Source organism: Gimesia aquarii (genome assembly GCF_007748175.1).
Classification (GTDB): domain Bacteria; phylum Planctomycetota; class Planctomycetia; order Planctomycetales; family Planctomycetaceae; genus Gimesia; species Gimesia aquarii_A.
The window spans coordinates 2,809,949-2,835,057 of the sequence record NZ_CP037422.1; the positions used below are offsets into that span (position 1 = coordinate 2,809,949).

22 protein-coding genes are annotated in these 25,109 nt (G+C 44.6%); 9 read left to right on the plus strand and 13 right to left on the minus strand.

Annotated elements, in window-relative coordinates:
* Nucleotides 1-121: 121 nt before the first annotated feature.
* The gene (locus V202x_RS11050; protein WP_145174318.1) at nucleotides 122-1,084 is read left to right on the plus strand and encodes a hypothetical protein; all 963 of its coding nucleotides are present in this window, start codon (nucleotides 122-124) and stop codon (nucleotides 1,082-1,084) included.
* A 43-nt stretch (nucleotides 1,085-1,127) separates the two neighbouring features.
* On the opposite strand, the gene V202x_RS11055 is transcribed toward V202x_RS11050, so the two are convergent.
* Nucleotides 1,128-2,195, minus strand: coding sequence for a hypothetical protein (locus tag V202x_RS11055; protein WP_145174321.1), 1,068 nt, complete (start codon nucleotides 2,193-2,195; stop codon nucleotides 1,128-1,130).
* 369 nt (nucleotides 2,196-2,564) lie between these two features.
* On the opposite strand from V202x_RS11055, the gene V202x_RS11060 reads away from it, so the two are divergent.
* Nucleotides 2,565-3,614, plus strand: coding sequence for a metallophosphoesterase (locus V202x_RS11060; RefSeq protein ID WP_145174323.1), 1,050 nt, complete (start codon nucleotides 2,565-2,567; stop codon nucleotides 3,612-3,614).
* A 30-nt stretch (nucleotides 3,615-3,644) separates the two neighbouring features.
* On the opposite strand, the gene V202x_RS11065 is transcribed toward V202x_RS11060, so the two are convergent.
* A complete protein-coding gene (locus V202x_RS11065; RefSeq protein WP_145174326.1) occupies nucleotides 3,645-4,220 on the minus strand; it encodes a DUF3365 domain-containing protein in 576 nt (191 codons plus the stop codon).
* A 310-nt stretch (nucleotides 4,221-4,530) separates the two neighbouring features.
* On the opposite strand from V202x_RS11065, the gene V202x_RS11070 reads away from it, so the two are divergent.
* A complete protein-coding gene (locus V202x_RS11070) occupies nucleotides 4,531-6,237 on the plus strand; it encodes an FHA domain-containing serine/threonine-protein kinase (protein ID WP_145174329.1) in 1,707 nt (568 codons plus the stop codon).
* Between the two features lie 35 nt (nucleotides 6,238-6,272).
* On the opposite strand, the gene V202x_RS11075 is transcribed toward V202x_RS11070, so the two are convergent.
* On the minus strand, nucleotides 6,273-7,121 hold the full coding sequence (locus tag V202x_RS11075; protein WP_145174332.1) for an SGNH/GDSL hydrolase family protein: 849 nt from the start codon (nucleotides 7,119-7,121) through the stop codon (nucleotides 6,273-6,275).
* A gap of 188 nt (nucleotides 7,122-7,309) precedes the next feature.
* On the opposite strand from V202x_RS11075, the gene V202x_RS11080 reads away from it, so the two are divergent.
* Nucleotides 7,310-8,059, plus strand: a complete 750-nt coding sequence (locus V202x_RS11080) for an HpcH/HpaI aldolase family protein (RefSeq protein WP_145174335.1) — start codon at nucleotides 7,310-7,312, stop codon at nucleotides 8,057-8,059.
* A gap of 13 nt (nucleotides 8,060-8,072) precedes the next feature.
* Entirely contained in the window at nucleotides 8,073-8,582 is a 510-nt protein-coding gene (locus V202x_RS11085; protein ID WP_197993336.1) for a GNAT family N-acetyltransferase, read from the plus strand.
* A 10-nt stretch (nucleotides 8,583-8,592) separates the two neighbouring features.
* On the opposite strand, the gene V202x_RS11090 is transcribed toward V202x_RS11085, so the two are convergent.
* The 3 genes from V202x_RS11090 to V202x_RS11100 all read right to left on the minus strand — a co-directional run bounded on the left by V202x_RS11090 (nucleotide 8,593) and on the right by V202x_RS11100 (nucleotide 11,478).
* Entirely contained in the window at nucleotides 8,593-9,210 is a 618-nt protein-coding gene (locus V202x_RS11090) for a hypothetical protein (RefSeq protein WP_145174338.1), read from the minus strand.
* A gap of 145 nt (nucleotides 9,211-9,355) precedes the next feature.
* Complete coding sequence (locus V202x_RS11095; protein WP_145174341.1) at nucleotides 9,356-10,267, minus strand: CHAD domain-containing protein; 912 nt, start codon at nucleotides 10,265-10,267, stop codon at nucleotides 9,356-9,358.
* A 50-nt stretch (nucleotides 10,268-10,317) separates the two neighbouring features.
* The gene (locus tag V202x_RS11100; protein WP_145180538.1) at nucleotides 10,318-11,478 is read right to left on the minus strand and encodes a multidrug effflux MFS transporter; all 1,161 of its coding nucleotides are present in this window, start codon (nucleotides 11,476-11,478) and stop codon (nucleotides 10,318-10,320) included.
* 248 nt (nucleotides 11,479-11,726) lie between these two features.
* Between V202x_RS11100 and V202x_RS11105 the strand changes: the two genes are divergently transcribed.
* Entirely contained in the window at nucleotides 11,727-11,996 is a 270-nt protein-coding gene (locus V202x_RS11105; protein ID WP_145174344.1) for a hypothetical protein, read from the plus strand.
* Between the two features lie 16 nt (nucleotides 11,997-12,012).
* Here the strand turns inward: V202x_RS11105 and V202x_RS11110 are convergent, their stop codons facing one another.
* The 3 genes from V202x_RS11110 to V202x_RS11120 all read right to left on the minus strand — a co-directional run bounded on the left by V202x_RS11110 (nucleotide 12,013) and on the right by V202x_RS11120 (nucleotide 16,260).
* Nucleotides 12,013-12,912 carry a UbiA family prenyltransferase gene (locus V202x_RS11110; protein WP_145174347.1) on the minus strand — a complete coding sequence of 300 codons (900 nt, stop codon included), beginning with the start codon at nucleotides 12,910-12,912 and terminating at the stop codon, nucleotides 12,013-12,015.
* The gene (locus tag V202x_RS11115; protein ID WP_145174350.1) at nucleotides 12,909-14,135 is read right to left on the minus strand and encodes an inositol-3-phosphate synthase; all 1,227 of its coding nucleotides are present in this window, start codon (nucleotides 14,133-14,135) and stop codon (nucleotides 12,909-12,911) included. Before V202x_RS11115 ends, V202x_RS11110 begins: the two co-directional genes overlap by 4 nt.
* A 277-nt stretch (nucleotides 14,136-14,412) precedes the next feature.
* Nucleotides 14,413-16,260 (minus strand): phospho-sugar mutase, encoded by a 1,848-nt coding sequence (locus tag V202x_RS11120; protein ID WP_145174353.1) that lies wholly within the window; start codon nucleotides 16,258-16,260, stop codon nucleotides 14,413-14,415.
* A gap of 678 nt (nucleotides 16,261-16,938) precedes the next feature.
* Here V202x_RS11120 and V202x_RS11125 point away from each other — a divergent pair.
* The 3 genes from V202x_RS11125 to V202x_RS11135 all read left to right on the plus strand — a co-directional run bounded on the left by V202x_RS11125 (nucleotide 16,939) and on the right by V202x_RS11135 (nucleotide 20,144).
* A complete protein-coding gene (locus V202x_RS11125) occupies nucleotides 16,939-18,522 on the plus strand; it encodes an Hsp70 family protein (protein ID WP_145174356.1) in 1,584 nt (527 codons plus the stop codon).
* Nucleotides 18,523-18,624: 102 nt separating this feature from the next.
* Nucleotides 18,625-19,671, plus strand: a complete 1,047-nt coding sequence (locus V202x_RS11130) for a general secretion pathway protein GspE (RefSeq protein WP_145174359.1) — start codon at nucleotides 18,625-18,627, stop codon at nucleotides 19,669-19,671.
* Nucleotides 19,672-19,892: 221 nt separating this feature from the next.
* Nucleotides 19,893-20,144: a hypothetical protein gene (locus tag V202x_RS11135; protein WP_145174362.1), complete on the plus strand. Its 252-nt coding sequence runs from the start codon at nucleotides 19,893-19,895 to the stop codon at nucleotides 20,142-20,144.
* 7 nt (nucleotides 20,145-20,151) lie between these two features.
* Here V202x_RS11135 and V202x_RS11140 read toward each other — a convergent pair whose 3' ends face one another.
* The 4 genes from V202x_RS11140 to moaC all read right to left on the minus strand — a co-directional run bounded on the left by V202x_RS11140 (nucleotide 20,152) and on the right by moaC (nucleotide 25,058).
* Nucleotides 20,152-21,453, minus strand: a complete 1,302-nt coding sequence (locus V202x_RS11140) for a hemolysin family protein (RefSeq protein ID WP_145174365.1) — start codon at nucleotides 21,451-21,453, stop codon at nucleotides 20,152-20,154.
* Between the two features lie 18 nt (nucleotides 21,454-21,471).
* Nucleotides 21,472-23,217 carry an ABC transporter permease gene (locus V202x_RS11145; RefSeq protein ID WP_145174368.1) on the minus strand — a complete coding sequence of 582 codons (1,746 nt, stop codon included), beginning with the start codon at nucleotides 23,215-23,217 and terminating at the stop codon, nucleotides 21,472-21,474.
* Nucleotides 23,218-23,324: 107 nt separating this feature from the next.
* Complete coding sequence (locus V202x_RS11150) at nucleotides 23,325-24,317, minus strand: polyprenyl synthetase family protein (protein ID WP_144989034.1); 993 nt, start codon at nucleotides 24,315-24,317, stop codon at nucleotides 23,325-23,327.
* A gap of 261 nt (nucleotides 24,318-24,578) precedes the next feature.
* On the minus strand, nucleotides 24,579-25,058 hold the full coding sequence (moaC, locus tag V202x_RS11155; protein WP_145174371.1) for a cyclic pyranopterin monophosphate synthase MoaC: 480 nt from the start codon (nucleotides 25,056-25,058) through the stop codon (nucleotides 24,579-24,581).
* Nucleotides 25,059-25,109: the final 51 nt, after the last annotated feature.

Here is a 25,109-nt window from a genome sequence, read left to right on the forward strand (position 1 = left end):
CCAGTGACAAAAACGTGAACAGACTGTTATACTATTTCATCAATAAAACATTCCTGTTTTACCAGTAAAACCAAATGCGATTTGAATCGCAAACCTGGTCCATCTTTGGGAGCAATCTGAAATGTCGCGGCGTCACACTTTTCCTGCACTTGTTTGGGCATTGGCTTTAGTCTTCTGTGTCAGTTGTAGCTCTTCGGAAGCACCGCAAAATGTACCAGAGGAAGTCACCGTCGACCTGGGAGGGAGTGGAGTTGATTTGGGTTCTGCGAGTTCTCTTGAAATGGAAGGCGATCTGGCAAACGAAGAAAAACCGACAAGACGTTTTCAGCCGATTACCTTAGGTAATAATTCGAAATCTACTGTTACAAAAACTGAAGTTCCCGACGAACAGAAATTTGATAATGTACTCGAAGCACTCAAACCACTTCAAATTATGCTAGGTGACTGGGGTGGCACTACTTTTAAAAAAATTGGTGGATTCAGTTCGGTGGAAACATTGGATTGGGTTTGGGATTTACAAACAGACCCGGCTCAACCAGCGCTGGTAATGAAGGCAGACAAAAGCCGCTACTACAAAAACGCGCGCTTGACCTATCTGACAGGCAAACAAAAGTACCAGTTGATACTCACAAATAAAGCAGGGCAGAAACGAGTTTATGAAGGCGACTTCTCCGTCCCACTTAAAAAAGTACCCGGAGACGACAATCCTAATGTTATGCACTCGACGTTTAAGTTGAGTCTCTCACTGGTCGAGCCCGCTGATGAAAAGAAATATGCACAAATCATTTTCAATCAGCAGAATAACGACCGCTACATGTTTGAACTATACGATTTACGAGGGGAGAGTTACACTCGCTTTGATACGATCAATACACGACGCAAAGGAACGTCTTTCGCAAAAAGCGACTCTGATTATGGTGACAAAACCTGCGTGATTTCTGGTGGCCTTGGAACATCGCAAGTCACATATCAAGGTAAATCCTATTGGGTTTGCTGTAGTGGCTGCCGCAAAGCCTTCGACGCCGACCCTGAAAAATGGATTGCCAAATATGAAGCCAACAAAAAAGAAACCAAGACACAATAAGTTAATTGATCGATATTTGTCATCATCTTCAAACACGTCTGTACTATTTCGAAGATTTACTCTTTTTCCAGCGTGCGGTGATTTCATCCCAGGTAGGTTTTGTTGCATTGGGAAGGGTTTGCAAGTACGGTACTCGTTCTATGACTTGCTCAAATAATACAACAATTGCTTCTCCCATTTCCCACAAGGCATGACGAAATTGTGCTCTTTCTGCCGCTTCAACCATTTCTTTATAGGTGAGCCCTCCTGTCTTGCGACTGAGTTCCTCATCACACTTCCAGCTTGTTCCCGACTGTACCAGCGCATATTTTTTAATGAGTCGCAGATTACGTATTTTTTGATAACGGCGATTCTCTTCCAGGACACGCAATAAAAGTGGTTCATATTGAGGTGCCCAGGCATCAGGAAAGTCTGCTGCCAACATGCCCCGCGGCTGCCCCACACGCATGTAATGTAACTGTACCGGTTCAATCGGTGTCTCCGCTAGATCGGTCAGGAGATTGGACCAGTCAAGGCGTAGTTCTTTACGTCCGACTTCATGAAATGTCACCAGATCCTGAATCGGGCGATTGGCTGGTGTGTACTTTCCTCCCAACATATCAAGCGTAATACCAGACCGGACTGATTTGATCAGACTGTCTCCTACAATATGGGCCAGCCAGCCAAACAAATAAGCCAATTTACGTTCGCCAGGACCATACAGGTCTTTGGCATCCTGAAAGACCATTGCTGCATAGTCAGGCAAATGATCCCAGGGAACCGTGTTTTTTCGCTCTGCTGGCGTCCAACCAAACACTAGATGTACACGGCCATAAAACAGACGATGAATCGCACGGGGACGATACTCCCGGGCTTCAAATTTTAACGACCACGGTTTGACCTCACCACCTGTCAACGGACTTTGGTTCAAAGGCGCGGTTCCAAAGCCGACCTCCTGTCCGGTATCAATACAAACCGCTTCCGGCATAATTTGAATATCACAACCCAAATATGAACCAGCAAGGTAACTGGCATAGTTCCTGTAAATGACAGGTACAATCGGCAACTTCTTTTGAGTTGCCGCTTTGCCTGCCAGGATCGCATACATTGTATGGCCAATAATTCCACTCATAAAATCATTTCTAATACCAAACTGGAAAAAACGGACCACATCCAGAGACTTTATTCGAATTCATGATACAGTTATGGAATAAGAATGATATCAAAATTTTCATCAATTCTATCTAAAACCACCTTATCTTTTCATAGTCAGATTGAATGACCATTGAAAACGATATGCTATAAAATTATCAGATGAAACGCTCTCTGAATTGATTGCATCCTTAGAAAGTTTGAGTAAACTCAAACAGACAGCACTTGCTGATCCGCCATTAATTAAAGACTGAGAATCAAACTGTACGATTAGCAAAAGCGTGATACACGCTTGCCTATCCCAAGTCTACTAGTCACTATGACCGCCTTCACCTGGAAATAAACAGAGATGAAATTCTTAAAGAGATTCGCTACGATCCTCGCCATTACAGCATTTGTCCTTCCCGTTTACGCAGAGCAACTCCCCCCTGCAAAAGAAGGAACGTTCAGCATTGCCATCATCCCAGATACACAACATTACACAGGCAAAGGAACTGGGCGTAAAACTCAAACTCAGTCTCCCACAGCCAATCCGTTTTTTGAATCAATCACAGACTGCATTATCAAAGAAAAAGATCGACAACGCATCGTTTTTGTCAGTCATGTCGGTGACATTGTCGATATCAACAATGACGAACAATGGGCGGTTGCCTGGAAATGTATGAATAAGTTACATGGCAAGGTTCCCTATGGAATCAGTGTGGGCAATCATGACATGATCACAAAAAACGGCGATTCTTCTCTGTTTCAAAAATACTTTCCCAAATCGCGTTTCACTCAGTTCGACTGGTACGGTGGTTGTTATGAACCCCTCATGGGGGAAACCAAAATTTCGGGTAATAATGCCAACAGCTTTCAATTGTTTTCTGTTTCCGGCATGGATTTCATTATAGTCCATCTGGAATGTAACGCACCCGATCCCGTACTGGCCTGGGTAGACCAGATTTTGGAACAAAACTCCAACCGAAGAGCCATGATCACCACCCATATGGACCTGGGACCACTCAATCGCCCTCAAAATTCACGCGATTATTTTGATGCTCCCAAAGGACGCATGAAATGGAAAAAATGTCATGGTGCCCAGGGCAATACATCTCAACAAATGTGGGAGAAGTGTTTTCGGAAACACAAAAATCTCTTCCTCATCTGCTGTGGCGACCAAAGTCGCACTCAAGCTCTACATCAGACTGTGAAAGGTGCACAGGATAACCCGGTCCATGAACTTCTTTCAGATTACGGAGTCCATGGCTTTCGGCTGATGAGATTTATTCCCGATCAAAACCGGATTGAAGTCCGTACCTGGAATCCCGTCACTCAAAAGTTATGCGAGAAAACCAAAATTGTTCCGAACCGTGATCGACACCAATTTACATTGGAATATTCAATGACGTCGAACTAAGGTCAAGTCAACTCCTCGACTACATTATTGTTATTTCTGAACCGGAAGTGAGATAATCAGACCCGCAAAACGGGTAGCAGAACTGCGGCGGTTGGGCATGTGGCATTTGAGGCACTGGGAAGGCAGGCAGATCACTCCTGCATGGTGATAGGTTCCTTTTTCAACTTGTTCGAATTCTTTTTTACCAGAGGAAAGTACATCAGCTGCCCGTTTTTCAAACTCGGTTTTGGGTTCGTGATCAATATTCATTGCTTCGGCATTGACTGAAATCCAGCGAAACTGGATCTTCCGCTTACGTTGCATTTCCTCAAACACGTCATCCAATACGCTGGAAGGAATCGGTAGCTTTTCATCTTCACGGTAATATTTGCGATGTACAATCAAAAGTGTCGAATGCAGGGCTTCGTGCAAGAGCCGCGCCTGCTCTCGCGCCTCTTTTAAGGTCGTCAGTTTCTGCTCACCGTTTTGCTTGTGAGGTGAAGCAGTTTTCTCAACACAGATTTTTTCTTTTGTCGCTTTTTCAGCAGCAAATCCAACTATCGAAAAGCCCCCTGCAATCACCCCTACCAGTAGTAGAAATCGCAATGGACTGAAATTTAACTTCATGGATGCCTACTCTCCTGTTGATCTTTCAGACAATTTTGGATATTTTTATCCAATATAGAGATTATAAAAGTCCTTTGTCAAGAAAAACCTGTGAGGCCGTTTCAAGTTGAGTGGAGAAAGATTCAAATCGGAAAGTAAATGATAACGTTTCTCGACCATGTAAACCGCATCTACTACAGAAATTGTCTTTTAATAACAAACAGTTCCTAATCTGCTCTCGTTCATTCTCGATTTTGAAATAGCTACCATCGCTCTATGTTTATGTATATAATAGCTGTAATATAAAAACCATTTCTCGCGCTTATGTGTTATGTCTAAACCTCACGATATCAATTCTTTTCTCGAGTTATTAAGGAAGAGTAAGCTTCTCTCAGAGGATGAAGTTCGCGCTGCCATTGACGAATTGAGGCTGGAAAGCTTTGCTACTCCCAAAGAAGCAGCTCAAAAACTGGTGACCGAGAACGTATTGACCCGCTATCAAGGTGAGCGTCTGCTTTCAGGACGGACCCGTGGCTTTTTTATTCATAACTATAAAGTCTTGGAAATCCTCGGATTCGGGGGAATGGGTAGCCTGTATTTAGCTGAAGATGTGGAAACGTCAGTGCCAGTCGCATTGAAAGTGCTGAATGAAAAATGTCGCAACGATACGGGAATGCTCACTCGGCTGAAACTCGAAGCCACTGCCGGTAAACGTTTACAACATCCGCATGTGGTACATACAATTGATTTTGATGATACGGGCGCCATCTGTTACATCGCGATGGAGTTTATCAAAGGAATCAGCTTGCTTGAGTTGGTTTTACTCAAACAGAGATCGCTGCCAACTCCGCAGGTTTGTGATGTCATCTATCAAGCGGCATTGGGCCTTGAAAACGCTCATCAGGCAGGGATTGTGCATCGCGATCTGAAACCGGAAAATTTGATTATCGACGCGGAAGGATTCGTAAAAGTTCTGGATTTTGGTCTGGCTCTTCTGAAGGATAACCCCGAGGCAGAGTTCTCGCTGGCGATGATCTTTGGACATGGCTGCGTAGGCACACCCGATTATATCGCGCCCGAACAATCCAGAGACGGGCAGTCTGTAGATGCCCGCGCTGATGTCTACGGTCTTGGCAGTACGATGTATTTTCTGCTGACTGGAAAACTTCCGTTCCCTAAAGGAACCGCTTCTCAGAAGATTCAAGGACATCGTGAGCAATCACCGAGGTCAATTGCTGAAATCGCACCGAAAGTTCCAAAGGAAGTTGTCGCGATTGTAGAAAAAATGATGGCGAAAAAGCCAGATGACCGTTTTCAATCGATGGCTGAATTAGCTGCCGCATTAAAACCATTTGCCAAACGAAAACCAGTCGAGTTTCGGTTTAACAAAGTTGTCTCACAGCGCGTGCGTGAAGCGAAAGCGCGAAATGCAATCGCTCAGTCGAGTATTGCCAGTCCCCAACTTTCCTCGCAAATTGCAACAGCCAGTCGTGTTGCTGAACAGGCACACGAAAAAACGGTGGGGCTCGAACGCATGAGGGGTGGCGATTCAGAATTCTCGAAGAGTGGACTGCTACGTCAAGCGATGCCGATCACATCCACAGACTTGATGGCGCAACAAACCACTGCAGCTATGAATGATCAGATTGATACAGCAGAACTCGTTTCCCTCGATGACCAACAGCGCTTCACCCTTGCCCAGAAACGGCTCGTGCTAGGACGGAATGCGAACTGTGACATTCACCTGGATCGTCCCGGCGTTTCGGGGGAACATTGTGAATTCCGCTTTGAGAACAGTAATTGGGTTGTGACGGACTTAAACAGCAAAAACGGGATTGAAGTCGGAGGCTCTCGGGTTCAGGAACAAATCCTATTTCCCGGTGATACGCTCACGATTGCTGCTACATACTACTTCGAATTCGCGGATCCCAATCAAAGTCCCTCCAATGGCAAACACAAAAACATGCTCATCGCTGCTTCTGTCCTGGCAGGTGTTTGCCTGATTGGTGGGATCGGCTATTGGCTGCTGTCGAAGTAATTTCCCTGGAAAGTATTGAATCGATGCCGAGAAATTTATTTCGATGTTAAACTAGCCGCTATCTGTTTTGCCACCTGCTTACCTAACATATCGTATCCTTTGCTGTTAAAATGGACGTCCTTGGGATTCTGCGTCTCAGATAAATGAGGAGTGATAAAGGTAAACAAATCGTCAATCTCAACACCCTGTTTTTTCATCACACGCGCTGCGATCGCGTTCTTTTCTTCGAGTGCAATTTTCATCGCTGGCCCCTCTTTCCAATCAGCGGGAATCGGTGTACTGCTGGCCCAGATCAATTTGGCTCCTGTTTTCTGTAAACGTTCTACAATTGTTTCCAGACGTGATTCATAATCAGCCGGTGGTGTGCGTCGATCGTGAATACCGAAGTTGAAGTGAATCACATCCCAATTCCCCTTGCCAAGCCAGACATCGAGTTTTTTCAAGCCTGTTGCCGTCGGTCCACAATTGGCCGGTGCGCGATGCACGTTTGCTTTGCCTGCAAGTGCTTTTCGTGCGGCCAACGTGTAACCTCGTGAAACAGAATCGCCAATCAATAAGATACAAGGGAGCTGGGGATCATCGGCAACATAATCCCAAGCGGTCACTCTTCCCGCTAGTTTTTGTTTTTTATAAATTGGCAGATAAAAGGAACCCAGATTCTCTTCCAGTACCGTTTCCCAGGCTTGCTGCTCAGGTGATAAAGTGATTTTCCAAGACGCAAATTTTTTGTTCAATTCGGCAGTTTGTTTTGCTTTTTTCGTAGCCGCTTCCCTGGCATTTGTCGGTTCTGATTTCTTGTCATTACCCCAAATTGGAGTTACGATGCAGCTAGTGCATATGCAAAACAAAAGATATAACCGCAAATGCTGAATTTGTGTGGACATGAAGTGTTTCCTGAATTCAATCTTTATCATTAACAAGACGATTAATTACTCTTCATTTCAGAATACCGCGAGTGTCCAGTCGTAACAATCTCGGCTGCAAAATTCTTTTCAAACCGGTTCTATCAAGAATCGTGTCAACGGAATATTAATCAATAAAAGTCTGCTTCATCTTAATTGAGGATCTTATCGTGTCGCACAATTTTCGCTCGAAACTAAAACAAGGTGAACTACTGATATCACCAATGGTCACGCTATCTTGTCCAGAAACTGCAGAGATCCTGTCTGAAGCAGGCTATGACTGGTTATTTTTCGATGCTGAACATAGTACGTATGCCGCATCTGATTTGCAGACAATCATAGGACGTGTGGCACATACCTTACCCTGTCTCGTCAGGCTCGCTGCACCAGATGAAGTGCTCATCAAAAAAGCCCTGGATCTCGGTGCAGCCGGGATCATTGCCCCTCAAGTGAATACTCCTGAATTAGCGGAAAAAATAGTTTCATACGCAAAGTACTCTCCTCAGGGAACTAGGGGTGTCGGACTGGGTCGTGCACACGGTTATGGCTTTGCTTTCGATGACTATCTCAGTTCTGCTAATGACAATACAACTGTGGTTGTGCAGGCCGAACATATTGACGCAGTGAATAACATCGAACAGATTGTAAATGTTTCTGGAGTCGACGCCGTTTTGATCGGTCCTTACGATCTCTCTGCCAGCCTCAAAAAAATCGGCGAGATCGATCACCCGGATGTGGTGAATGCCATTCAGCATGTGACCGAAGTTTGCCAAAAACAAAACATGCCACTGGGGATTTTTGGAGTCACCGTAGATGCCATAAAGCCCTATATTGAAAAAGGGTTCACACTGATCACAGTCGGCGTTGATACAGTCATGTTAGGACAGGCAGCGCGAAAAATGCTGGGACAATTAAAGTAAATCGGAATGAATCATGATTAAGACACGCGATGCGAGTACAGCAGATCTTCCAGCGATCGTCGATATTTATAATCAATCGATTCCCGCCGGTACAGCAACGGCGGATACAAAACCCATCGAGGTCGCTGACCGCGTACAATGGTTTGAGCAATTCTCACCCCAAAAACGTCCGATCTGGGTCGCTGAGAATGAAGCAAGCCAAATCGTGGGCTGTATTTATCTGACTTCTTTTTATGCCGGTCGTCCCGCGTATGACAAAACAGCAGAAGTCAGTCTTTATCTCGCCAACTCACACCAGAAACAGGGACTTGGTTCGTTTCTGTTACAAAAGATGATTGATGCCTGCCCTGACCTGGGAATCACAACACTGGTTGGCATGCATTTCGACCATAACGAAGGTACCAAGCACTTAAACAAAAAGTTCGGTTTTGAAGTTTGTGGCCACCTGCCCGAAATCGCTGAAGTCCACGGACAGAAACGCGGGCTATTGATTTCACTTCTGCGAATTCCACAAGTGGAATAAAAGTGGGAATTTACTCGCTCTCCTCTTTATTGGAATCACCTGGCTTGATTTCTATTTGGTCTTCACTTTTTGCTTTGGTTGTGACCAGTGGGTACGCTTTAAATGCGTCTGCTGCAAGTTCGAAGGCGCGGCCTGCTGCAGTAAGCACGAAACCACCATTCGTTGCGGAATCCTTCTCATAGGCAAGCAGATATTTATCATTTTCCTGACCGGAGTTTGTTAAATATGCATCCCAGATCACAACGAGCTGCCCCTTTCGAACCATTTCCTGTATTGATGGCGGAATCTCAACAACAGAAACGGAATCAGGAGGAACAATGCTTGTTTGCTTGGGTGGTGGCGGTGGATTGTTCATGAAATCGATTAATGCATCGAGGTTTGGTGGAGATTGTTCACGCACTCGGTGAAATTCATGATAAGCCAGACCCAATATTTGTAACTCGCCTTTGAGAGCACTTTCGTTCTGATCTGGCTGACGAGTTTGCTCTAAATAAACTCCTATGCATACAACAATCAGTAACACAATTACCAGTGCTCTGACCGTTAACGGCGTTCGACTTGAATTTGTTACTGGATCTGATTGAGGAGGAGTTTCTTCTATTTCTTCATGTTCCTTCGAATTCATCATGACCCTCAAAAACTTAATCACAGAATACAGCAGTTAAAGAATAACATTGTTATCAAACATAAATAAAACGACTCAATTTACTCTACTCAGAAATCTGTCTGAATACAAGAATAGGAAAATAAAGCTTGAGTACATCTAGCGCAAACTAACGGGAGCGTTGATTTTGCCAAAGATTCCAGTAAGTTCGCATACGACGGGCAAATGCCTTTGGCTTTTCTGCATAGACACGGTCTGCGATTTCGAAAGCCGCGGATTGCAGTTCTTCTCGCTGCTGTTTGATCATTTTTAGAAGCAGATCGATATCAGTAGAAGTTTCAAGTACTCTTTCTTCATTTTGTACAAGTTGAGTCATGACTGCTAAATCATGGTCGTCTCCCAACAGATCGTTTAATCGATCCAACTCAACGATACGAGCTGAAATCACCGGTTGCCAGAAATCGACTATGAGCCTCATATGATAAAGATGATTTTTGCTTGCCTTGCGACAATCGTGTAACAGTTCATCATTCGGATGGCGATGGATTTTTTTTAAAGCTTTCGCGCCTTGTTGGTATGTTTGTTTCAAACCATGTGAGATGATTTTCTCCACCGCTCCTTCGATCTTCCAGTTTCCAACTGAGTCTCGAGCTTCTTCAAGTTGCTCCGACAGTTTTTCTAACTCTCGATCCAGATCAATCCATTCTTCAACAATATTTTGCCTGCGGATTAGCAACTTCCTTTCGAACTCAGAGAACAACGCTTCATGTCCAGAATCACTAAAACGCTTACTTAGTTTTTTAAGCGATTCTAACATTGATTCCGCATCTCTCACACGAGACAGTCTGCGGCCAGCAGCACTATACCAGATATTGAGGCGGGAAAAGTCATCACCTAATCCTGAACAAACAAGGCGAATCAACCCACGCAGTTTCTTAAACTGTTTTCGAACCTCATGAATGGCTTGATGTCGGTCCCGTTTGGGGTTCTGTAACTCACAAATGGCCTGGCTTAGTTGCTCTTGTGCAATCCGTTGAACTCCACTCGCCAGAGATTCCTCTTGCTTGAATTGGTATCCCATTACAAAATCCGCATTTTAAAATTATTAGGACAGAATCAATAGAAAAAATCTCATGAATGCGTTGTTGATTCTACCCAGTGCATCACGCACACAATGAGTACGCCCGAGATGGCAAACCCACTAATGACAGGGATCACGGTACCATTATAACTGTGTCCGATGAGTATACCGCAGGGTACGGAAATTAAAGTTGAGATTGCTCCTGTCACAGCGGCTCCCATTCCGGCAATATGCCCAAGAGGTTCCATAGCCATTGCATTTAAATTTCCATACATAATACCAAAGCAAAACAGAATTATCATCATGTAGAGCATAAGTGACCATAGCGGAGGATGCCCTGCCATAGAAATGACATATAGAAAAAAGACCAGAGAGATTGTCGTGGAAAAACGCTTAGACCAACGCGACAGGTTCTGCATCCCAAAACGCATGACAAGTCTTCCATTTAGAAAGGAGGCACTGCCGATGCAGAGAGCTAGAATCGCAAAATAAAGTGGAAACATCGTCCCTAATTGATATTGCTTTTGAAAAATCAGTTGAGCCGAACTCAAATACCCCAGAAACGCACTGGAAATCAAACCCAGCGAGATCGTATATCCCAAAGAAACTCGATGAGAACAGACTTCAAAAATTCCTTGTTTGATTCGCGCAAAGGTAAATGGGATCTGACGATCGACTGCCAGGGTCTCTGGCAACCTTGATGCGAACCAGATCAATGTCAGAATTCCACAAGATAACAATGCAGCAAAGATAGCCCGCCAGTGTGCCACGAATAAAATCCCTTGTCCCAAAGCCGGTGCAATCGCAGGCACAAAAATAAAAATCGTCATCACAAACGAGAGCACCCGGGCCATTGCCGGGCCTTCATATTGGTCGCGGACAATTGCCACAATCACACATCTTGGTGCTGCCAGCCCCAGCCCCTGTAGAAACCGTCCACTGAGCATGACTATGAGGTCTGTTGAAAATAGAGAGCACAAACATCCTGTCAGAAACAGACTGAAGCCCAAATAAATTGCTGGCTTTCGACCCGTTGTATCCGACGAAGGCCCATAAATTCCCTGCCCAAAAGCCAATCCCAAAAACAAAATTGTGACAATCAACTGACTATCATTGACTTCTTTTGCACCCAGGTCCTGACCAATTTCGGTTAATGCAGGCAGCATCGCATCAATTGACAAAGCCACCAACGACTGCATCAGTGCCATCATTGCCACAAATTCGCCAAATGGTAATGCCGCTGTTTTAAGTTTGTCGTTCAAGGAAAATGATTTTCTGAAAAAGTCTCATCCATGTCAAAACACATGCACGGCGCATGCTGTTGAATCATACAGGCTCTCTCTAAAAACTAAAGACACTCAAGTTCTTTAAAGGTTCCTCTTGCTCAATTAATGACGAAACCTTATCTTTCGCGTTGAGAAGCTGTTCTATCATCAACCACAAATTAAAGAGAGATCAAATGCAAAGTGCAGAAGGTTGGCGTTCCATATTGGAGAATTGGCCGGAAAGTATCCCCAAACAGGGAATCGTTGTGACTACGTTCCAAGAATCGATTCCTTTTCAGAATTTTTTACTTTCAAGTGGAATTGTGTTATTTGAACGCGATAAGCCAGACTCTCTCGGCGCACGAAAAGTCATGCTTTCATACGAAGCGATCAGCGCTATCAAGCTCGCGGACACATTGGAACTAGCACGCTATCAGGTTATGGGCTTTCAACCTGCCATGTAATTCACTGGCAGTCGGGCTAAGTGACTGACATCCATCGAGAAAGTACGATCGTAGGAATCAGCAATGCAGCCGTGAGAATTGCGTACTGTGGATTGGCAGTCCAGACAAAAACAATGATTGCGTTCAACATCACGTAAGAATAGAGCATCGTCTTGACAGCGATTTGAACATTTTGAGGAACTGGACTCAATATTGCTTGTATCAGACGACGATTGATTGTCAACACAACCACTCCCACCGCTGTCAGTAGCATTGTCAAATTAAGTTCACGTGGCCAGGGATAAGTTGCAATCATCCACACCAGTGCTGCCAGCCCCGAATTAATAACCAGTGTACCACCGAGCAAGTGCCCGCGATGACTGTTTTTTGCTTCCATTCTTGCAAACCAGGTAAGGCCGACAACGTATAATCCTAAAATGGCGGCGATTCGCAATTGAGGTTTGACCCAGAGATTAATCTCTCGCGCAACAGCACTGGCGCCTAACATGACATTTAGAAATCGACAAAGTCCCATCACGAGTGGACCGAGGATTGTTCGTTTCAATATGCTATCGTAGCCCAGAATGGCGACAACCAACAGGCTGGCAACAATCAGGCTCTGTTTCCCTACCGTCTGTGCAGCTCCGACCCCCGCCAACATCAGCAACCCTCCCAGAACTGCCGCATGCTGTGTCGAAATCCGTCCAGAAGGAATAGGGCGTGAAGGTCTTTCTTCTGTATCGACTTTGCGATCGAACACATCGTTGAAGACCATACCTGACAGATACAAGCTGGCTGAAGCGACAACCAACAAGGCAAATTGAATGGGAAGCTCAAATGAGTTATGTGTCAGTAGGTAGCCAAGAAGAATATCGGACATCGCTGTAAATACAGCGGGTAGCCGCATCAGTTGAAAATACGTAAGCCACTTTTTCATGATGATTGAGATTCTTCGGAAACTTTGTTAGCCCATTCCTCAAGTTGCTGGTATTGACGTTCGAATTCTGGTGTGGTTGCCTGCATGGGGCTTTTAAAGAACGAACTTAAATGTGACATGACCCCAGATCGATCTCCGCGACGCCATTCACGCTCAGTAAACCGTACTAAATCGAGCACTAAAGGCGCTGCGAGAATTGAATCTGTTCCTTGCCAGGTAAATTGCAGCGACATTTTAGTATCCAGGAATCCTTGAAAGTGAATATGATCCCAGGCAGTTTTCCAGTCTCCCATGGATTCGATATATTCAATCGACACCAGTGTCTGTGGTTTATAACCAAGAATTTCTGTCAATAGATGATCTTTGGAGTGAACTTTGTTTGATTTATTGACTGGATCATCAAGGACTTTGCCATCCAGATTTCCGAAAATATTGTGCCCCACCCAACTCATCACGTTCAAATTACGGTGTGCAAACATCGGCGCGAGAACACTTTTCATCAATGTTTCTCCCGTCTTTCCATCGCGTCCCGCATGCAACACATTCTTCTCTTCAGCCAATTCAACCAAAGCTGGCAAGTCGGTGCCTGCTGAAGGTGTGAAGTTGATATGTGAACAGCCAGCATGCATCGCAGCGATGGCATAAAGCGTGCTGGCGGGAACCGGAGACGTTTCTGCCGACGCCAGTGCTTGTTTTAATTCATCCAGACTGAGTGTCTTTGCAGACTCCTCGACGGGAGGTTCTGTCGAAGCCAGATTGACAACAATGACATGTGCCAGATCGTGCTTTTGCTGGAATTCAGAAATATCAGCTGACAAACGTGAAATCGTGTCTTGCAAAGTTTCCTGATCGTACTGTTTCACCGAATTACCGGCCAGGGATCTAATCGTATCCCCGACATGGATGAGTGTTCCTGGTTTTACATTTTGATCGAATGCCTTCAATTCTGATTCGACTGACTGCAATAAAGCAGGATGAAATACACCGGATGTTTCGCTGAAATGTTTGGCAGCGTCAACAAAAGATGTGTCACGAATTTCATGACCGCCAATGACAAACTGATCCCATTTTGCCAAATTCAACTTCTCAAAAAAAGGGTTTTCTGAGACGAGCCCACTCGCACCTGTTGTACCTTTCTGAAGTGCTGATAAACCAACGGCGGCGGTTGTTGAGACACCACCCCATGCTCCAATGATCCAAATCCCGATACGCTGTTTCGTCATGATGTTGCCTGAAAACTGATAATACTAGATTCAATTGTTATCACTGATGATATAGAGGTAGGTGGGAGCAGACAGATATAAAACTGCTCAACTTTGAGTTGGTCAGAGTGCATTGCTGCTTTCACTTGATGATTATTTCTGTGAGGAAAACTGACTAATCTCGTTCTCATACAACGAAATCAACCATATTTATCATTTTAGTTTCATCTCGACTCGTCACAATCTAAGAATAGTGATTCGGCCGAAAAAATTCCTTCGATAGTATCTGGTAAATTTACTAACTAGTTTCCAGAGTCTTGTCGATCCAGCCCATCAAAGCCTCTTTAAAAGATTCAATGGTTGATAAAGCCTCGCTTTTTGTTTTTGCGAGCTGATCAGGATCCGACACCTCTACCTGTGCAAAATAATAGAATTTAATCTTAGGCTCCGTACCCGAAGGGCGCACACCCAGTTGTACAGTTAGAGGCAATCCTTCGCCTTTCGCTTCAAACATCAGAACATTTCCCTCTGGTTTAGAAAAGGTCTCAGAGGGGGTATTTTCCGGCAATGAGCGAATTTCAAGGTTTTGATAGTCTCTTACACGAGTAAATGTAAGATTTCCCAGTTTTTGCGGAGGAGTCTGCCGAAATGCTTTCATCAATTCTTTGATTTGTTGATTTCCCTCTGATCCTTTACATGTCTTCGAAACCTGTCCTTCCAGATGGTATCCATGTTCAATATACAGCTCATCCAGGCGGTCAAATAAAGTCTTTGACTTGCTTTTCAATTCTGCCAGCAGCTCGCAAACCCAAAGTGCCGCGATCGCTGCATCTTTGTCCCTGCAATACTCCCCAGCCAGATATCCCAGAGACTCTTCCGTACCAAAGACGAATCCCTCTGGACCTTCTTCATCCATCGTTTGGGCAATGTACTTAAATCCAACCAGCAGGTTATTGATGATACGAACATTTGCTTTTCGTGTAATGGCCGCAATTAAGGGGGTCGTGACGATTGTTTCTACGACAAAATGCTCAGGTGTGAGTGTTTGTTTTTCCTGACGCTTTCGGAGAATATAATCGGCCAGTAAAGCACCGATTTGATTTCCCGTCAGATGAATGAATTCCCCAGCATTATTTTTAGCACATACTCCCAACCGATCGGCATCGGGGTCACTGGCTAGAATGATTTCTGAATCGATTTGTCCGGCTAGTTCGATCGCCGGTTGATAGACCTCAGTCCGTTCCGGGTTAGGCAATTGGTCGGGAACATTGGGAAAATTGCCGTTTTGCTCGCACTGGGACTCAAAGCGCGTAATTTTTTCAAAGCCTGCCTGTTGTAACACCTGAAATACAGACGTTTCCCCCACTCCATGCAGCGGAGTAAATAGCCCTTGAAGGTCTCTCGAAGTCGAGTGACTGTGTGAAATCACGGCGTTTCGATATTCGCTGGCAACATCTTCATCAATAATCTTGATTAAACCTTGCTCCACGGCTTGATCGAAGTCAATGATCGGGATTTTGGTCGCTTGATACACTTCATCAATAATACCTTGATCGTGTGGGGGTAGAACTTGTGCTCCTGTTGACCAGTAAGCTTTAAATCCATTATCAGAAGGGGGATTATGCGATGCGGTAATCATCGCCCCGACATCACAGCTGAGGTGTCTGACCGCAAACGAAAGCTCTGGTGTAGAACGAGGTGTTTTGAAAAAGTGAACTGTCAAACCATGGGCTGCGATCACACTCGCAGCGATTCGAGCAAATCGTTCTGAGTTGATACGAGAATCATGAGCAATGGCTGCGTTACCCGTATCGGAACCCGAATAATTCTTGAAGTAAGCCGCCAACCCGTGAGCCGATTCAGCGATGGTTCTTTCGTTTATCGTGGCTGAGCCCAGATCGCTCATCAATCCACGTCGGCCTCCGGTCCCAAACGGAATCACTTCCCAAAAGTAAGTATCCAAAGTACCAAAGTCTTCTGCTTCAATCAGCCTGAGAAGGGATGGCAAATAAGAAGCATACTGAGGTTCAGTAAGCCAGCGTTGTAAGTTTGTAAAAGCAGACTCAGAAAGCTGTTTTTCGGCAACAGCAGCATGAGTCGTTTTGATTGCCTCTTGGACATCTATTGTTGGAGATGGTTGATTCATCCGAGGGTTATTTCCGGTTTAAAATTTGCTGAACTTGTTTTGGTTTGTGTTTATAGACTGAAATTCGTCAACTCTTCCATTCAAAACAGATAAAACGCAATAAGCATGTATTTACCTGTCATTTACCCCAGCTCAGTTGAGTTGGCATAAAACAGAACTAGGTTTTGCTGAGAAACAAAACTCTCATAATGGCATAAGATTGTAGAGTGAAATAGTCTGAGAGCCAACCCTCACACGATTTCTGGCTACTGAAGCAATGAAGCCCTCAAAAGCAGGGATCAGAACGCCAAGCTATTTTATTTGGCTAAGCACGTTTTAAACCATTATGGCCTCTTATCTCTTACTAAGTTTAGTAAGAATGTAGCAATTGTTCTGAATATAATGCCCCCATGCGACACTGAATTTATGCCCAGAATAGAACCACTTCAAGAAGGCTGAAATCATTAAGACTTTGTCAGTTTTCAGTTTCCCACCAACCAAGTCCTTGATTCCCCATCACATCAGTGGCAGAATAGGTGAATTAAGCCGGTTACCAATGAGTCGGTAATCCGAAGTTTAATTTTGGAGTCACGTGAAATGGAAAGGAATTCTCCTGTCTTTTTTACTGATTTCCTCTGTTCCGCTCTCGTGTCCTGATCCATGATGAACCTGCTAGGTCAATGAAATTAAGGTAATACTATGAAGTTTGTTGAAGGTCTTACTGTTGGCGTTGATTTGGGAACGACGTATTCAGCCATTGCCCAACTTGACAGTGAAGGGCAGCCCATCTCCTTAAAAAACACCGATGGACGATCGATTACGCCTTCTGTGGTTTTGCTGGGCGAGGAAGGCCGTGTTGTGGTTGGTCCTTCATTTGAACGAACCGCTATTGAAGATGACCCATCCCGCATTATCGAAGCTGTTAAAAGGCATATGGGAGATGATAACTTTTATGTCGTCTACCAGGAAAAGAAGCTGACAGCTGAGTTTCTTTCTGCCTTGATTCTGAAGAAGATGAAGCAGGATGCAGAGAAAGAAATCGGCCCGATCGCTAATGCTGTCATCACAGTTCCCTATTACTTTAACGATGTTCGACGTAAAGCAACTCAGGACGCTGGACGAATTGCTGGCTTGAACGTGATTGATATTATCAATGAGCCTACTGCGGCAACACTGGCTTATGCGTGGAAACGAGATGAATTAGGAAATCCCGATGCGATGCCATCGGGTGAGCGAACTATTCTGGTGTATGACTTGGGTGGTGGTACGTTTGATGTGACAATTGTGCGTTACTCACCAACTCAATTCCGTGTTCTGGCAACTGATGGTGATGTGATGCTCGGGGGGCTCGATTGGAGCCAGCGCATTGTTGATCATGTCGCTGAGCAGTTCAAAAAGAAATTTGACAGTGACCCTCGAGAAGATCCGGTTACGATGCGGACCTGTGTCCAGGAATGTGAAGACGCAAAACGTGAATTAAGCCAAAAAGCGCAAACTCCTGTATCGATTTATCACAAAGGCAACACTTTAACGGTTGCATTAACGCGTGGTGACTTTGAACGGATGACAGCAGATTTGCTACAGAGAACCCGTGACACTACGGAGCTGGTGATGCAACAGGCGGGAGTTGAAAAAGGACAACTGGACGATGTTGTGCTTGTGGGTGGTTCTACACTGATGCCTGTTGTGGAAGAAATGTTGAAAAATGTGTGTGGTAGAGAGCCTTCACGCAGTATGAACCCGGAAGAAGCCGTTGCTCAGGGTGCAGCGATACACGCTGCAATTCTTGAAGCGCGGGCAACCGGTGGTGAGAGCCGCATGGCACAAACGGTTATTAAACGATTGCGCAATGTCAGCACGGCTGATGTTAACTCACATTCACTGGGCGTAAAAATTACAGATCCCAACGATCGGACTCGTAAAATCAATCATATAATGATTAAACGCAATACCGAGATTCCCACAAGTGTCAGCCAGAAATTCGTAACGACATCAGAAAATCAGCAACGGATTCATGTCGTCATTCTCGAAGGAGATGCCAGTGATCCTGATGCCTGTTCTACTATTGGCGATTTCCGTATCTTAAATCTGCCCGCTAATCTTCCCAAGGGATCTCCTGTGGAAGTGACGTATCGATATGATGCCAATGGACGAATTCATGCCTCAGCTAGGGAACTGACGGGGAATAACGAAGCTGCCACCGAAATTGTTCGAGATTCCGGACTGGATAAAGAAGGCGTTGACCGATTCGAAATTCTGGCCAAAGACTACATGGTCGAATAATACCACATTGATTGGCGATTGATCGCATCTAAAAAAAGACATCAGGATTTGTTGGTTGTTCTATAAAATAGTTCTTGATCCAAGAGCAAGGAGTTCTCTCAGGTGGCAATTGATGTTTATAAGGATTGGCTGGGCATACCAGAAGGGGACCGACCTCCACATCATTATGATTTACTGCGATTAGTCAAATTTGAAGATGATGAAGAAAAAATTCGTGCACACTATAAAAAGTTAAATTCGCACGTACGAAAATATGCTTCAGGAAAATATTCAAACGAATCTCAAGAATTGCTGAATGAGCTAGCCAAGGCCATGCTCTGTCTGACAGACCCGGAACGCAAAAGAGAGTATGACGAAAGTCTGGGACGTGAATTTGATGAGGAGGAATCAACGGGCCCTCTACTGGTTGAAAAGATCCTCGTAGAACAAGGCCACATCGATAAAGCGCAAGCGAATGAGTTAGTCGAATTTGCAGAGAAACGTGGTTTGTCAGTTCGTGATGCGGCTGTCCAAATGCGCTTTGTCAATGCAGAAGTGGCAACACAGGCACTCGCACGTTCACAAGGCGTACCTTATATTGATTTAGAAGAAACCATTCCTGACGAAACAATTCTGGATCAGTTACCACAACAGGTCGCAAAACGAAATACCATTCTGCCATTATTCATTGACGACGATGTCTTACTGGTAGCCTGTGCTGATCAGCCTACGCATGACTTAGAAGACGAACTGCGTTTACGGTACCAGGTTCCATCTCGCTGGGTTTTGGCGACTCCTCGATCAATCAGCCAGGGAATTGCTGAATATTATGCAGCGGCAGCGCAAGTAGATGACAGAAATCAGGAAACCAAAGCGGACTCTGTCGATGAACCAGTGAAGAAATCTTCTTCAAAACCAAAGCCAGAGAAAAAAACGAAACCGTCTAAGCCCTCTCGAGGCAAGCCTGAATTATCTCCGGAAGAACTAAAAGAGAAGAAACAGCTAGCGTTCATTTTTTGTGGCTGGGCCTTTTGTGGTGCGATCTTAATCGACCAATTTGTTTTGAAAAATAATGTTTTCCCGCAAACATGGCCTTGGAATTTTATGTTAGCGACAATCAGTGTGCCCTTCATCGCCTTTTATTTATGGTCCGGCATGTGGAAAAAGTAAAATCGGTTTTATTGTTATTTCCAGAATATACGGGATAACCTCTCTCAACTTACCGAATTTGAGGCCTTCTTCCTTTTGATTCGCTCTTACCTGTTTGCCTGCCGTCAAGCTTCCGATGAAAAGCTATATATAAGGAAGAAGGCTGGTAATAGTTGGAATCTTCTCTATAGATCAGCTTAATTCGATTCTATCTGAAGCTGTCAAAAACCCGGAGTGCCTTGATGGCAATTTCTTCTGTCACATCTGCGATGCATACTGCTTTATCAGGCATTGATCGTATCGGTCAGCGCATGGAACAAATTGCAGGCAATGTTGCCGCTGGTATTGAAAGCGAAGCGGGAGAAAGCAACCAATTGCTCAAGAGTGGAATTATCGATCTACCACAGCCCAAACATGAGGCCGTGGCCAACATGAAAGTGTTTGAGACTGCGGAGAGTCTATTGAATCCCCTGCTCACTCAACACCGAAAATAAAACAACACTACTCTTCTACTATATTTTCATTGACTGGCTCTGCCTCTTTGAGTTCGGCAATCAAATGCCCCAGTTTACGAACTTCAATCACTTCCAACTGGAACCCCTGCCAATCACAAAGATCTCCAACCTCCGGAATGCGTTCCAGTTTCTCATGAAACATTCCAGCAACCGTTAATAATCCATCGTCAGCGATTTCGTAATCCTGTTGTAATTTACGACAAAGGTAGCGCAGCGTTGTGATTCCCTCGATATGAAAAACCCCCGGTTGCACTTCACGAACTGGCTCACGTTGCAAAATTCGTTTTGCCCGGCTTGGTTCTGGTGAGACAATCGTGTCAATAATATCTTCGAAAGTCACGATGCCAATCGTCTCTCCGTATTCATCAACGACTGAAGCAAAGCGACAGTTTTCCGTCTGAAATCTTGAAAAGACATCAGAAAGATTTGCACACCAGGGCACATGTATGATCTTTTGTGAATTCTGATTCAGCGTCTTTTCTGTAAACGAAGATAAGTCGGAAAGAGAAATAATGCGATCAATTTCATCCGAATCGTTCTCGCTTTTTCGTAAAATAATGTAATCTGTATTGGGTGTAATTTTCCTCAAGTCATCCAGTTTCAGAGGGGCATTAAACGTGAAATAGGTTCCTCTGGGACGCATCGCTTCTTCTACTAACATTTCTGAAAGATCTAAAATGTTGTGCAGAATTTGTCGTTCATGGCGGATCACTTCTTCGCTGGCTCCTGAAGCATCCACGGCACGTTCCAAATCGTCAGAATGTAAATAGGGCTCTTTCTCGATTTTTGGCCAAAAGGTTCGCCGCACTAATTTGCTAATATTTTGTAATAAGGGAATTACTGGGTCGAGTAGTCGAACTGAAATGGCTAAAGGCCAGCTTACGCTGACTGCAATTCTTTTACGAAAGACAATCGAAAGGCTTTTGGGAAGCACTTCACCAAACAGAATAATTGCCAGTAGACTGCCCACGCTGAAAAAACCTGCGGCTGCCGTCATTCCAGCATCGGCCAGCCTTTTGGCAATCACACCTGCGACCGCAAAATATGACAGATTGATCAATAGATTCCAAAACAGGACAGCTGTCAATAACCGGTCTGCATCAGAGGCCAATGTCGCGACAATCTGCTCACTAGGCTTACCTCTGCTGAACTGTCTGAGTTCATCTCGCGAAAGATAAAAGATCGCCGTCTCACTCCCAGAAAAAAAACCGGAAGCACATATCAAAGCGAATAACGCTAATGATCCTGGAAACCAGATTGCGACGGTATCAATAAATGCGATCATCATGATTCAGGAGTGACCACTCTAACCCTTATCAAAAGTGGTTTTTCCCAAGGCAACATCAAATTCAGAAACTGCCGGAATATACATGGAAAGAACGGGAAGCCCGTACGCAAATAGAATCGTGATCAGAACTCCCAGAGTCCCCCCCAGTAAAAATGAAGTAATCGCATAAAAAGTCAGGAAGGGAAGCAGCCAGGCTGAAATCGCTAATGCGTGGGATGGGTTTCTATGAGTCATAACGGAATGCAACGCCGCACTTCCAACCACGATAAAGACCAAAAAACTCTGAAGCTGTAGAGCAAATGAAGAACGCGCTTGAACCAGGAGAATCATAAAAATAGCGATTCCAACAAATAGGAAAAACAGAGTCCCCAAACTACCGCCGATAGCAGAACGGCTATTATCATAAGTAAGCCCCATATGTAAACCAAGTACAATCGCAAAAACCATCAACGCGAAAAAGCCCAGGAGCGTGCATAGAAATCCTTCCAACGAAAAAACGCCTTGAAAGACCAGATATAATAAAATGAGTGTTGGAATGAAGATAATTTCTTTACTGTTATAGAAAATCCCACCTAACTTCCCTAACACAAACTCTTTGGCAGAGATATCCGTAACCAATAACAGTTCTAATGTCTTACTGTCTTTTTCTGAAGTAATCGAGGTGACCGCCTGAGTATTCATGAGCATCAGGCTCAACCAGGCAATCCCAGCAAAAGCAAGTCCCTGTGGAGGAATCACGCCCAAATAGAGAACTCCCTCCGCAGCAGCATTCGAAGTTGAGGCAGACCAGAGAGTGAATCCAGCGAGAAGAACATATGCCAATTTAATCACGAAAACTTTTCTACCATAAGCTTTCGTCATGATTTCCCGCCAAATCACTGGATTTGACCAGATGGAACGCGACTTTTCTTTTATGATGACTGCTTCTTCCGTCTCCTCCTTAGCCGTTGACTTATACACCGAACGTGAAGGGTTCCAAACACGCAAACGAAGAATTGTATAAGCCTTCAGAGCAATACCCAACACAAATAAACTGACGAATGATGGCCAGGCACTGACTGTGATCACTTGCAATCCAGAATTGAGAGAAAGAGGGTTCAAGATTTCATAGAGAGAACGAAATGGGTTCAATCCGGCAATCCAGGCGCGTCCTCCAAATTGCGGACCAATCAAACTGACGACCAGTTCCACGACTCCCAAAAAAACGACCATGCCTAACACACTGATTGCCAAGGTCTGGAATGTTTTTTCTCTCCAAAATGCTACCAATCCAGCCCAACTACCGGTCGCAAAAACAGTCATCAAACATAACAGTTCCATCCAGATGATCTGTGATAACTCAACCCCTCCCATCAAATACAAGAAAATACAGACCGGTATAGAGGCAGCAAGCAACACATAAACAATGAGCAGACTGGACTGGATTTTTCCACTCACAAGCTCACGGTCTTTGAGCTCAGTCATTAACAATAGAATGAGTGTGCCGCGGTCTTTTTCCTGCGCAATACTTCCTGCCGAAAATAATAGCGTAAAAAACAGAACGAGTAGTAATTGGAGAAATGCGATTATTTGGAAAATCAAATTTCCCAGGCGCGCAAATTCTCCAATAGTAACGGTTTGAATTTGCTGAGTTCCCAAGATCGTTTGACCCGCTGTGAAAATCAAGATGAACACGGCTGCGACATATCCAGAACGAATCAGGTAATGACGAAGCTGGCGAGGAGAAGTCAATGCTTCCCGAATAAATATTGGATTGCTAAACAATGTTCTCTAGCCTCTTAATCCGATTCATAATAAAGCTGTTCTCTTAATAACACCCTGCTGTTCACCAGCGATCAAGTCGATCCTGAAGTGTAGTTACTTCGATGATATTAAATCGATCTCTGGATAGCAAATTCTGTTAGTTCTTCAAGAATCTGTTTGGCTTGTGAAGGGGGACACCCTTTGAGAGATTCCCTGGCCTTGATTGCGAAATCGCGGGCACGATTTGCTGCATACTCGATGGCATCACTATTTTTAATAAATTGATCGAGCTTTGATTTAGTTTGTTGATCTGGTTGAGAGAGAATTTCCTGAATTGCAATTTGATCCTCTTGACGACTTTGACTCAGGAGCCGAATTAAGGGAAGCGTGAGTTTTTCCTTTTGTAAATCCGACCCGAGAGACTTGCCCATTTGTTCTTCCGTACCGAGTAAATCCAGTAAATCATCGGTGATCTGGAAAGCAACTCCTAACGCACGACCGTAGTCATCCATTGCCTGAATCATTTTTTCATCGGCGTCAGAATACATGGCTCCTAGTTGAGTACTAATCGCACAAAGCTCGGCCGTTTTCCCATTGATGATTTCCAAATATTGCGATTCTGAAAGATCCAGGTTGCCACGTTCGTAAATCTGCGCTAATTCGCCTTCACAAACCAGATTGGTAGCTCGACCAATCAAACGACACGCACGAGCATCTCCCAGGCTGGCAGTAAGGTGAAACGCGTGTGTGAAGAGAAAATCACCGACCAGTACGCTCGTCTCATTGTTCCAACGCGCATTGACAGTTGCGACATGACGGCGGATCAATGCGTCGTCCAGTACATCATCATGCACCAGAGTTGCCAAATGAATCATTTCTACTACAGAGGCAAGTACAAAGTGGCTCTCTTTGATTCCCCCTGAAGCGGCAGCAGAAAGCAGCAACAAAATCGGGCGTAGTCGCTTTCCCTGAAAACGAGTAATGTGCTGTAAAACATCATGGACATAGGGGTGCTTCGAATTGACTTCGTTTAAAAAAACGCGTTCTGCCTGTTCCAGCTCATCGCCTATTAATTCTTCGACACGTGCCAACAGGTCATGCGTCGTAAGATGGTCCCCCATTACAGCCTCACCACAATCTCGAATCGATATCCCAGCTTTAAACTGGAACTCGGTTATTTTTAAAAAACACGGAACATATGAACTGTAAGATCAGATCACTAAGCCGAGTCATTGTAAGCATTCTACCGGCAGATAGGAATGCAAACAGGGCGCCACCTGTATGATTTCATAAGTCGAAATCAATCTTTCTTGAATTCTGGGAACAAATCAGCTGGTATCCATATTAAATAGAGGAAACCAGACCTGTATGGCCCCAGAAAATCAGCCTTTTTTCCTGATATAGTGACCGCTTTTTCCACCTGATTTTTCAACAAGTTGAGTGGGGCCCAAGCTCATGGCACGATCGATGGCTTTGCACATATCGTAAACTGTTAATGCCGCCACGCTGACTGCGGTCAATGCTTCCATTTCCACACCGGTTTTACCATCAATTTTCACAGTGGATTCAATACGAATTGTTGTTTCATTCAGAGCTTCAAAATCAAGACACACACTGTTAATACTCAGGGGGTGACACAAAGGAATCAGGTCTGCCGTTTTTTTAGTTGCCATAATTCCTGCAATCCGGGCAATTTCCAGCACATCTCCTTTAGAAACCCGTCGGTCCAAAATACGCTTTTGTGTTTCAGGTTTCATTGTGACAAAGGATTCTGCAACAGCCATACGAGCGGTGATTGCTTTGGCACCGACGTCTACCATCCGGCTGGCACCATCTTCATCGAAATGGGTAAAATCAGACATCGAAACCTCAACTGAATCTCTGGTGAAAATTCGGTCTTCCAACGACAGGCA